We start from the raw sequence: 9,617 nt of genomic DNA, 5'->3' as shown, positions 1-9,617 counted from the left end.
CCCGCTCCTACACACACACACAAGGGCGGGGTGGCCGCGCTATCGAGACAGCCCTTACAGATCAGCCAGGGTCGATACCAGGATCGCCTTGATCGTGTGCATGCGGTTTTCCGCCTGCTCGAAGGCGATGCACGCTGGCGATTCGAACACGTCATCGGTCACTTCGATGCCGTTGGCCAGGTCCGGGTATTGTTCGGCGATCTGCTTGCCTACCTTGGTGTCGGAGTTGTGGAATGCCGGCAGGCAGTGCATGAACTTGGTCCGCGGGTTGCCGGTGGACTTCATCAGTTCGGCATTCACCTGATAAGGCTTGAGCTGCTTGATGCGCTCACCCCAGGCTTCGATCGGCTCGCCCATCGATACCCACACGTCGGTATGCACAAAGTCGACACCCTTGACCGCGGCTTTCGGGTCTTCGGTGAGGGTAATGCGTGCGCCGCTTTCTTCAGCATACTGCTTGCAGCGCTCGACCAGATCGTCATGTGGCCACAGTGCCTTGGGCGCGGCGATGCGCACATCCATGCCCAGCTTGGCGCCGATCAGCAGCAGCGAGTTGCCCATGTTGTTGCGGGCATCGCCCAGGTAGGCGTAGCTGATGTCGTGCAGCGGCTTGTCGCTGTGCTCACGCATGGTCAGCACGTCGGCGATCATCTGGGTGGGGTGATATTCGTCGGTCAGGCCGTTGAACACCGGTACGCCGGCGAACTTGGCCAGCTCTTCGACGATTTCCTGCTTGAAGCCACGGTACTCGATGGCGTCATACATGCGCCCGAGCACACGGGCGGTGTCCTTCATGCTTTCCTTGTGGCCGATCTGCGAGGAGTTGGGGTCGATGTAGGTGACGTTGGCGCCTTGGTCATAGGCTGCGACTTCGAAGGCACAACGGGTACGGGTGGAGGTTTTTTCGAAGATCAGGGCGATGTTGTTGCCCTTCAGGTGCTGCTGCTCGGTGCCGGTGTACTTGGCGCGCTTGAGGTCGCGGGACAGGTCCAGCAGATAGCGCAACTCACGGGTGGTGTGGTGTTCCAGGCTGAGCAAGTTGCGGTTGTGAATGTTGAACGCCATGACAGTTTCTCCTTGAGTTCGGTGATGTCCCGGCCGCCACTTCATGGGTGCGGCCGGGCGTAATGGTCGTTAGTAGTCGATCGGGTCGCGCACGATAGGGCAGGTCATGCAGTGGCCGCCGCCACGGCCCCGGCCCAGTTCGCCGGCGCTGATGGTGATGACCTCGATGCCCGCCTTGCGCAGCAGGGTGTTGGTGTAGGTGTTGCGGTCGTAGCCAATGACCACGCCCGGCTCGATGGCCACCACGTTGTTACCGTCATCCCACTGTTCGCGTTCGGCGGCGAAGCTGTTGCCGCCGGTCTCGACCACGCGCAGCTTGACACCCAGTTGCTCGCCCACCACTTCGATGAACGACTTGTTGATGCGGCGTACATCCATTCCGTAAGGCTTGCTTTCGTCCGGGCGGATGATGAATGGCACAATCTCTTTCACCACTTCCGGGAAGACCGTGACCAGGTCGCGGTCGCAGAAGCTGAAGACAGTGTCCAGGTGCATGGCGGCGCGGGACTTTGGCAGGCCGGCGACGATCACTTCCTTGACGGCGCCCTTGGCGAACAGGTTTTGCGCGAGCTGGCCGATGGCCTGGCGCGAGGTGCGCTCACCCATGCCGATGAGCACGATGCCATTGCCGATCGGCATCACATCACCGCCTTCGAGGGTGGCATTGCCATGGTCCTTGTCCGGGTCGCCATACCACACCTGGAAGTCGGCCTCGGTGAACGCCTTGTGGAACTTGTAGATGGCGGTGGTCAACAGGGTTTCCTGGCGACGCGCCGGCCAGTACATCGGGTTCAACGTCACGCCGCCGTAGATCCAGCAGGTGGTGTCGCGGGTGAACTGGGTGTTGGGCAGGGGTGGCAGGATGAAGCTGGAGTGGCCCAGGTAGTCGTTGTACATCTTCACGACTTCGGCGCCTTCGCTCTGCGGCAGGTCCTGGCCTGCCACGCCGCCGATCAGGAATTCGGCCAGGTGGCGTGGCTCCAGGCCTTCGAGCCAGCTGCGCACTTCGTTGGTCAGGCCTACGCCGACGGTGTCAGGGGTGATCTTGCGGTCGAGGATCCACTTGAGCGCCTCTTTGTTCTGCACGATATCGGTTAGCAGGTTGTGCATCTCCAGCACATCCACGCCACGCTCGCGCATCTTGGTGACGAAGTCGAAATGGTCACGCTTGGCCTGGTCGACCCAGATCACATCGTCGAACAGCAGTTCGTCACAGTTGCTCGGCGTCAGGCGCTTGTGCGCCAGGCCCGGTGCGCAAACCATCACTTTGCGCAGTTTGCCGGCTTCGGAGTGGACACCGTACTTCTGTTTTTCAGCGGACATGGTTTCATTCCTCCAATTGAGCGAAGACGTGGGTCAAAGGGTCAGGAAGCCGTCATACAGGCCAAAGGCTGCCACCAGGGCGCCAATGACCACGGCTGCGAAGATCAGTTTTTCCACGTTGGTGAAGACCGGTTTGCCCACCTCACGCTTGGCCTTGGCGAACAGGATGGCGCCAGGTGCGTAGAGCAGGGCAGAGAGCAGCAGGTATTTCACGCCGCCGGCGTACAGCAGCCAGATGGCGTACAGCAGGGCGATACCACCGATGATCAGGTCCTTTTTGCGTTCGGCCAGGGCCTGCTCGTAGGTTTCGCTGCGCAGTGCCAGCAGGAACGCATAGGCTGCCGACCACAGGTAGGGCACCAGGATCATCGAGGTGGCGAGGTAGATCAGAGACAGGTAGGTGCTGCTTGAGAACAGCGTGATGACCAGAAAGATCTGCACCATGGCGTTGGTCAGCCACAGGGCGTTGGCCGGTACCTGTTTAGCGTTCTCGCGGCGCAGGAACTCCGGCATGGTGTGGTCCTTGGCTGCGGCGAACATGATCTCGGCGCACAACAGCACCCACGACAGCAGCGCCCCGAGCAGCGAGATGACCAGGCCGACGCTGATCAGCACCGCCCCCCAGTGGCCGACCACATGCTCCAGCACGGCAGCCATCGATGGGTTCTGCAGCTTGGCCAGTTCCGGTTGAGTCATGATGCCCAGCGACAGCACGTTGACCAACACCAGGAACAGCAGCACGGTCACGAAGCCGATCACCGTTGCCTTGCCCACGTCGGTGCGTTTTTCCGCCCGCGCCGAGAAGATGCTCGCGCCCTCGATGCCAATGAACACCCACACGGTGACCAGCATCATGTTGCGCACCTGGTTCATGACACTGCCAAGCTCTGGCGTGCCTACGGCCCAGATATCGGCGGTGAAGATGTCGAGCCTGAAGGCGAACAGGCAGATCAGGGCGAACAGCACCAGCGGCACCACTTTGGCCACAGTGGTGACCAGGTTGATGAAGGCTGCCTCCTTGATGCCGCGCAGTACCAGAAAGTGCACCGCCCACAACAGGATCGACGCGCCAATGATGGCGGCTGGGGTGTTGCCTTCACCGAAGATCGGGAAGAAGTAACCCAGGGTGCTGAACAGCAGCACGAAGTAGCCGACGTTGCCCAGCCAGGCACTGATCCAGTAGCCCCAGGCCGAGGAAAAGCCCATGTAGTCGCCGAAGCCAGCCTTGGCATACGCATACACCCCACCATCCAGGTCGGGCTTGCGGTTGGCCAGGGTCTGGAACACGAAAGCCAGGGTCAGCATGCCGACCGCGGTGATCCCCCAACCGATCAGCACGGCCCCAACCCCTGCGCTGGCGGCCATGTTTTGCGGCAGCGAGAAGATCCCGCCGCCAATCATCGAGCCGACGACAAGTGCAACTAATGCGCCGAGCTTTAGTTTTCCGGATGAATCAGACATTTAACAACTCCTGCCAGGAGAAAGTTGACGACAGAATAGATCCGACGCCGTTGCCTGGACCTGACTTGCGTCAGTTTAAGGCGACGTGAAGGTAGGAAATTTCCTTCACGGGTGCTCCTGGAGAGTGCCGACAGCTTGAGCTGCAGGCCTTGTGTGCTGGCACCTCCATGTCCTTCTAGAGCAAACGCTCTGTTCAGCCTGCGAAGCTTGAAACTAGCCGCTTTTGCCGCTTTAGCAAATTTTTCACAAGAATTTCGAGTTTTATCAGTTTCTTTTCCAGTTACCGGACTGCTGCTAGTTTTGAGGGAGCAGGTACATAGACAAAGCAGTTATGAGTGATATAGGTTGGGCGCACGGCTTCAGTATAAGTAACGGTATTTATATAGCCCGCAAGGCTGTTTCAAACGCATGACAGGGCTGGAAGAAAGGGAGGCTCATGAGCGAACCGGGACAGAAGCTGCGCCTGGGCGCGCTGATCGCGCTGGTGGTCGGGTCGATGATTGGCGGCGGGATCTTCTCGCTACCGCAGAACATGGCCGCGCGTGCTGATGTGGGAGCAGTGCTGATCGGCTGGGGGATCACCGCAGTCGGCATGTTGGCCCTGGCCTTCGTGTTCCAGACCCTGGCGAACCGCAAGCCGGAACTGGACTCAGGGGTATATGCCTACGCCAAGGCCGGCTTTGGCGAGTACATGGGCTTTTCCTCGGCCTGGGGCTACTGGATCAGCGCCTGGCTGGGCAATGTCGGCTACTTCGTACTGCTGTTCAGCACCCTGGGTTTCTACTTCCCGGTGTTCGGCGAAGGCAACACACCCATCGCCATCGGTTGTGCCTCGCTGCTGCTGTGGTCGGTGCACTTCCTGGTACTGCGCGGCATCAAGGAGGCGGCCTTCATCAACCAGGTCACCACCGTCGCCAAAGTGGTGCCTTTGCTGATTTTCGTGGTAATCGCTGCATTTGCCTTCCGCGCCGATATCTTCACCCGGGATATCTGGGGCTTGAGCAACCCACAATTCGGCAGCGTGCTGGAGCAGGTGCGCAATATGATGCTGGTGACCGTATTCGTGTTCATCGGCATAGAGGGCGCCAGCGTGTATTCCGGGCGCGCCCAGCGTCGGTCAGACGTGGGCAAGGCCACTGTCATCGGTTTTCTAGGTGTGCTGGCGCTGCTGGTGCTGGTCAACGTGTTGTCGCTGGGCATCATGACCCAACCGGAACTGGCCGGGCTGCAGAACCCCTCACTGGCTTCGGTGCTGGAGCATATCGTCGGCCCTTGGGGCGCCTTGCTGATCAGCCTCGGCCTGGCGGTTTCGCTGCTTGGCGCCTTGCTTTCATGGGCGTTGTTGTGTGCCGAAATCCTCTACGCCACGGCGCGGGACAAGACCATGCCGCGCTTTCTGGCCAAGGAAAACGCCAACCATGTGCCGGCTAACGCCCTGTGGCTGACCAACTGCATGATTCAGGGTTTCCTGCTGATTACGCTGTTCTCCGCCGGTACGTACACCAGTCTGATCTACCTGGCCTCGTCGATGATCCTGGTGCCCTACCTGTGGTCTGCGGCGTATGCCGTGCTGCTGGCGATGCGCGCAGAAACCTATGCCGGGCAGCCGAGGTTGCGGCGCAAGGACTTGCTGGTGGCGCTGGTTGCCCTGCTGTATGCCGTGTGGCTGCTGTATGCCGGCGGGCTCAAGTACCTGCTGCTTTCGGCGCTGCTGTACGCCCCTGGGGTCATCTTGTTCGCGAGGGCCAAGCATGAGCAGGGGCAGACGTTGTTCACGGCCTGGGAAAAACTGATTTTCGCCGCCGTGCTGGTGGGTGCCGCGCTGGCGGCCTACGCCTTGTATTCAGGGCTGCTGAGCTTGTGACGGGGCAGGGCAGGCGTGTTCCGGGCGTGACCAGATCCACAGGTTGCCCAGGGTCATGCCGGCGATTGCCAGGAATACCGGCCAGTGGTGTTCCAGAAAGGTCAGCATCAGGCCCGCGCACAGCAGCATGCTGATGGTTGCGCTGACCTTGGCCCGGCGCTGGATCACCTTGCCGTTGCGCCAGTTATGCAGAATTGGCCCGAACAGCCGGTGGTTCTCCAGCCATGCCGACAGGCGCGGTGAGCTGCGCGTGGCGGCCCAGGCGGCCAGCAGGATGAACTCGGTGGTCGGCAAGCCAGGAATCACAATGGCGACCAGGCCCACCCCGAGGCTCACGTAGGCCAGGATTCCATACAACAGGCGGGCGAGTTTCGAGCGGGCTGGTCGGGTCATGTTCTCACTGCATAAAACGGTTCGGCCACCGGAGGGGTGGCCGGCTTCGGCGTATCAGACCAGCGCGGCATCCGCAGCGTAGGCGTGCTTGAGCAGCTCGGCGAAGCGCTCGAAAGCGGCCACTGCACCGCGCTCGGCAGCCGCTTCCTCTTCCGGCGAGAGCGCCAGGCCATCGAGGATGCGGGTGAACTGCTTCCAGCCTTCGGCACGGCCACCGGCGGGCTCCCCCAGGTGACGGGCACCGAAGCTGTCGGACAGTTCCAGGGCCACGGCACGCTTGATCAGAAACGCAGCGCCCAGTTTGGAGCCTTCGGAGACGAAGATCCAGCCCATTGCCTCGCCCAGGCTCGGCTTGCCCACGGCACCCGGTACGGCGGCCGGTACTTCGGTGTCGAGGTCGGCAAGGTCCAGGCGGGCCTGGTCGGCACGGCAGCGCTCAGCCAGATCAGGGACGATGGCGATCAGCTGGGGGTCGTTGTACAGGGCCTGCAGCTCGGACTGGAACAGGTACTGCGCGACGACGAAGCGGGCGAAACTTTCGCGGCTGTCGAAAGGCGCGTGGGATTTGACCAGGGCATCCAGTTCGGCGTGCGGGGCGTGGGTGATCTGGTTCAAGCGCTGGGAGCGCAGGGCTGGGCGTTCGGTCATGGGGCAGTCCTTGGAAAGAGGGCGTCTAGATACAAGACGAAACAGCGGGAGCGGGACAGTAAAAAAAGCCGGTATTTGGTTTGCCAGTACCGGCCTCTTCGCGGGTAAACCCGCGCCTACAGGCGCATCACTGGCTCAAGGCATGCGCAGTTNCCTGTAGGAGCGGGTTTACCCGCGAAGGGGCCGGCACTGACGGAACACATCGACTAGTGGCAGCTCAGGTCAGATATCCCAAACCACATTGATACCGAAATTGCGCCCCGGCATGGTCAGGCGGTCGATGTTGGCTGGCTGGGTCACAGCCGCCTCACCCTGGCCGTCGTAGCTGCGCACCGAATCCCACTGCCAGTACTTCTTGTCGGTAAGGTTGTACAGCCCGGCGTTGATGGTGACGTCGTCGGTGACCTTGTAGTAGCCGGTCAGGTCCAGCACACCGTAGCCCGGGGTGCGGAACTTCGAGGTAGAACCGTCAGGCGAATAAAACGTGCTGTCGTCGACACGGGTCTTGCGCTTGACCAGCGTCCAGCTCAGCAAGCCACCGTAGTTCTGCTGCTCGTAGCCCAGGCCGAATACGCCCTTGAGCGGGTTGACACTGTTCAACGGCTGACCGGTGTCATCGTTACGACCATAGGTGTAGGCAATCGAGGTTTGGGTATAGAGGCCTTGCGGTGCGCCGAAGTGGTCGAGGTTCAGGCGGCCCTTGAATTCGGCACCCTTGATGGTGGCGTGCTTGATGTTGTTGGCCTGGAAGGTCTGTTCCAGGTTGGCGCTTTGCACGGCATCTTCGTCGATGAAATCACGGTACTTGTTGTAGAACACTGCCACGTCGAAGTTGCCGGCGTCGAAGTTGCCACGCAGGCCGGTTTCGTAGCTTTTGCTCTTTTCAGGCTCAAGGTTCGGGTTGCCCTCCACGCGGTAGCCTTGGTCCAGATTCTGGAAGCGGCCATACATGGCTTTGGCGGTCGGCGTGCGGAAGCCCTCTGCATATTGGCCGTACCAGGTGTAATTGTCGTTGAAGGCGTAGGTCAGGCCGAACTTGGGCGAGACGCGGTGCCACTTCTTGTCCGAATCGTCCTGGGAGGTAGGCGCCGTACCGCTGGACTCCAGGCCACGCAGGAATGCCTCGGTGAATTTGGGCTCCATACGGGTGTAGTCGTAGCGCGCGCCGGGCATGAAGGTCCAGTTGTTCCAGCGGATTTCATCCTGCGCGAACAGGCTGTAGGTATTCACGGTCGGGTCCGGGAAGTCGCTGACCAGAACCTGGCCGTCTGCCGGGCGTTCGGCGCCGGCGGCGGAACAACCGGATCCTACGGTCAAGCAGGTACCGGTACCGCTGCGCGAACCGGTGACCTTTTCGTGCTTGAGCGTTGTGCCGTAGGTCAGCAGGTGGTCGGTGGCGCCGATGCTGAAGGCCTTGTCCAGCTGGGCGTCGAACACCCACTGGCGGTCCTTGTAGGTGGTATCGCGGGTGCGCAGCACCTGGCGGCCAGGCGGCACGTAAACTTCCTCGGTGTGCTGGTCGGTCTTGGCAACCTGGTAGTTCAGGCTCCACTTGACGTGGTCGGCGACCAGCGAGTCCAGGCCGAACTCATGGTTAATGCCGAAGCGCTCGCGGGTGATGGTGTCGTTGCCATTACGCGCCTTGTAGTAGCCCATGCCACCAAAGCCGGGGATGAACGGCCCACCCACCGCGCCGAGGATGTTCTGGTCGCGGTCATCTTTGTAGCGCTCGTAGGTGAACCCCAGGCGCGCGTCGTCGGCGTAGTTCCAGCCCAGCTTGGCCAGCACGTTGGTGGTGCGCACGTCCATCGGGTTGGCTTCGGTACGCGACAGGCCGTCGCCACTGTGGCTGCCGTGGGTTTCGGTCTCGTGGCCGTTGCGCTGGCTCAGGTGCAGCAGGCCGTCGAAATCACCCTGGCGGCCGGCGACGGTGGCGGAGGTCAGCCAGCTTTCGTCAGCCGAGCTGTAGCCGGTTTTCAGGCGTGCACCCACGTCTTTACCGGGCTTGATGATGTCGTCCGGGTCGAGGGTAAAGTAGCTCACCGCACCGCCGATGGCGTTGCTGCCATACAACACCGAGGCCGGGCCGCGGAGGATTTCCACGCGCTTGACGATTTCCGGGTCGACGTAATTGCGCTGGGTCTGGGCGTAAGGGCCGTAGAAGAAGCTGTCGGGGATCGACACGCCGTCGACCTGGGTGAGGATCCGCTCGCCGTCGATACCACGGATGTTGTAGCCGTTCAGCCCGCTGCGTTGGCCGGTTCCGGATACCGACACCCCCGGCTCGTAGCGCACCAGATCCTGGATATTGTTCACGTTCTGCCGGTCCAGTTGCTCACGGGTCTGCACACTGACAGTGCTGGGTACCTGGCTGACGTCCTGTGCGCTGCGGGTGGCGCTGACGGTCACCTGCTGCAGGGCGATCACGTTGCTTGCGGTTTGGCGCTCCAGTACCACATTGCCGTTGCTGATCTTGCGAAAGCTCAGCCCGGTGCCCCGCAACAGGCGCTTGAGGGCAGCATCTGGCGGCAGCGAACCTTGTACGCCTGGCGAAGCCACGCCGTCGGCCAGCTCGGCGCTGAAGCCGACCTGCCAGCCGGTGACCTGGCTGAAGGCGTTGATCGCCGACACCAGCGGCTGCTGGCCGATGCTGAAGCGGTAGTCGCCCATGCGCGGGCTGCTGGCCTGGGCCGGCTCGGCGGCCAGCGCCGGCAGGCTGCAGGCGCCGCTGGCGAGCAGAGCAAGGGTCAACAGGGACAGTTGTCCTGTACGGCGGGGAAGGTTGGACGAGCGGGTAGGACCAGTGGACATCGGAAGCGCTCCCAGACGCGCGGGCTGTTATAGGTGATGGCTGTTCTTGCTT

The 9,617-nt window shown here is 61.7% G+C and carries 7 protein-coding genes; 1 reads left to right on the top strand and 6 read right to left on the bottom strand.

Annotated features, from left to right (window positions below):
- Nucleotides 1-54: 54 nt before the first annotated feature.
- The 3 genes from ACTJJN_RS04515 to arcD (ACTJJN_RS04505) form a co-directional block, all read right to left on the bottom strand.
- Nucleotides 55-1,065, bottom strand: coding sequence for an ornithine carbamoyltransferase (locus ACTJJN_RS04515; RefSeq protein ID WP_003255074.1), 1,011 nt, complete (start codon nucleotides 1,063-1,065; stop codon nucleotides 55-57).
- Between the two features lie 69 nt (nucleotides 1,066-1,134).
- Nucleotides 1,135-2,388 (bottom strand): arginine deiminase, encoded by a 1,254-nt coding sequence (arcA, locus tag ACTJJN_RS04510; RefSeq protein ID WP_003255072.1) that lies wholly within the window; start codon nucleotides 2,386-2,388, stop codon nucleotides 1,135-1,137.
- Between the two features lie 33 nt (nucleotides 2,389-2,421).
- Nucleotides 2,422-3,849, bottom strand: a complete 1,428-nt coding sequence (gene arcD, locus ACTJJN_RS04505; RefSeq protein WP_003255071.1) for an arginine-ornithine antiporter — start codon at nucleotides 3,847-3,849, stop codon at nucleotides 2,422-2,424.
- A 436-nt stretch (nucleotides 3,850-4,285) separates the two neighbouring features.
- On the opposite strand from arcD (ACTJJN_RS04505), the gene arcD (ACTJJN_RS04500) reads away from it, so the two are divergent.
- Nucleotides 4,286-5,713, top strand: coding sequence for an arginine-ornithine antiporter (gene arcD, locus ACTJJN_RS04500; protein WP_003255067.1), 1,428 nt, complete (start codon nucleotides 4,286-4,288; stop codon nucleotides 5,711-5,713).
- On the opposite strand, the gene ACTJJN_RS04495 is transcribed toward arcD (ACTJJN_RS04500), so the two are convergent.
- From ACTJJN_RS04495 to ACTJJN_RS04485, 3 genes are all read right to left on the bottom strand, one after another.
- A complete protein-coding gene (locus tag ACTJJN_RS04495; RefSeq protein WP_003255065.1) occupies nucleotides 5,693-6,106 on the bottom strand; it encodes a YbaN family protein in 414 nt (137 codons plus the stop codon). The genes arcD (ACTJJN_RS04500) and ACTJJN_RS04495 overlap by 21 nt on opposite strands.
- Nucleotides 6,107-6,160: 54 nt before the next feature.
- A complete protein-coding gene (locus tag ACTJJN_RS04490; RefSeq protein WP_440781011.1) occupies nucleotides 6,161-6,754 on the bottom strand; it encodes a biliverdin-producing heme oxygenase in 594 nt (197 codons plus the stop codon).
- Nucleotides 6,755-6,976: 222 nt separating this feature from the next.
- Nucleotides 6,977-9,565: a TonB-dependent receptor gene (locus ACTJJN_RS04485; protein ID WP_440781010.1), complete on the bottom strand. Its 2,589-nt coding sequence runs from the start codon at nucleotides 9,563-9,565 to the stop codon at nucleotides 6,977-6,979.
- Nucleotides 9,566-9,617 lie beyond the last annotated feature (52 nt).

The organism is Pseudomonas sp. 22515 (genome assembly GCF_052044625.1).
Lineage (GTDB): Bacteria > Pseudomonadota > Gammaproteobacteria > Pseudomonadales > Pseudomonadaceae > Aquipseudomonas > Aquipseudomonas alloputida.
The sequence above is the reverse complement of the archived record's forward strand: the minus strand, read 5'-3'. Positions and strand labels throughout refer to the sequence as shown.

Excerpts from the sequence above, each read along its gene's own strand:
- ACTJJN_RS04515 (WP_003255074.1), bottom strand. The coding sequence starts at position 1,065 with ATGGCGTTCAACATTCACAACCGCAACTTGCTCAGCCTGGAACACCAC.
- arcD (WP_003255071.1), bottom strand. The coding sequence starts at position 3,849 with ATGTCTGATTCATCCGGAAAACTAAAGCTCGGCGCATTAGTTGCACTT.
- ACTJJN_RS04495 (WP_003255065.1), bottom strand. The coding sequence starts at position 6,106 with ATGACCCGACCAGCCCGCTCGAAACTCGCCCGCCTGTTGTATGGAATC.
- ACTJJN_RS04485 (WP_440781010.1), bottom strand. The coding sequence starts at position 9,565 with ATGTCCACTGGTCCTACCCGCTCGTCCAACCTTCCCCGCCGTACAGGA.
- ACTJJN_RS04490 (WP_440781011.1), bottom strand. The coding sequence starts at position 6,754 with ATGACCGAACGCCCAGCCCTGCGCTCCCAGCGCTTGAACCAGATCACC.
- arcD (WP_003255067.1), top strand. The coding sequence starts at position 4,286 with ATGAGCGAACCGGGACAGAAGCTGCGCCTGGGCGCGCTGATCGCGCTG.
- arcA (WP_003255072.1), bottom strand. The coding sequence starts at position 2,388 with ATGTCCGCTGAAAAACAGAAGTACGGTGTCCACTCCGAAGCCGGCAAA.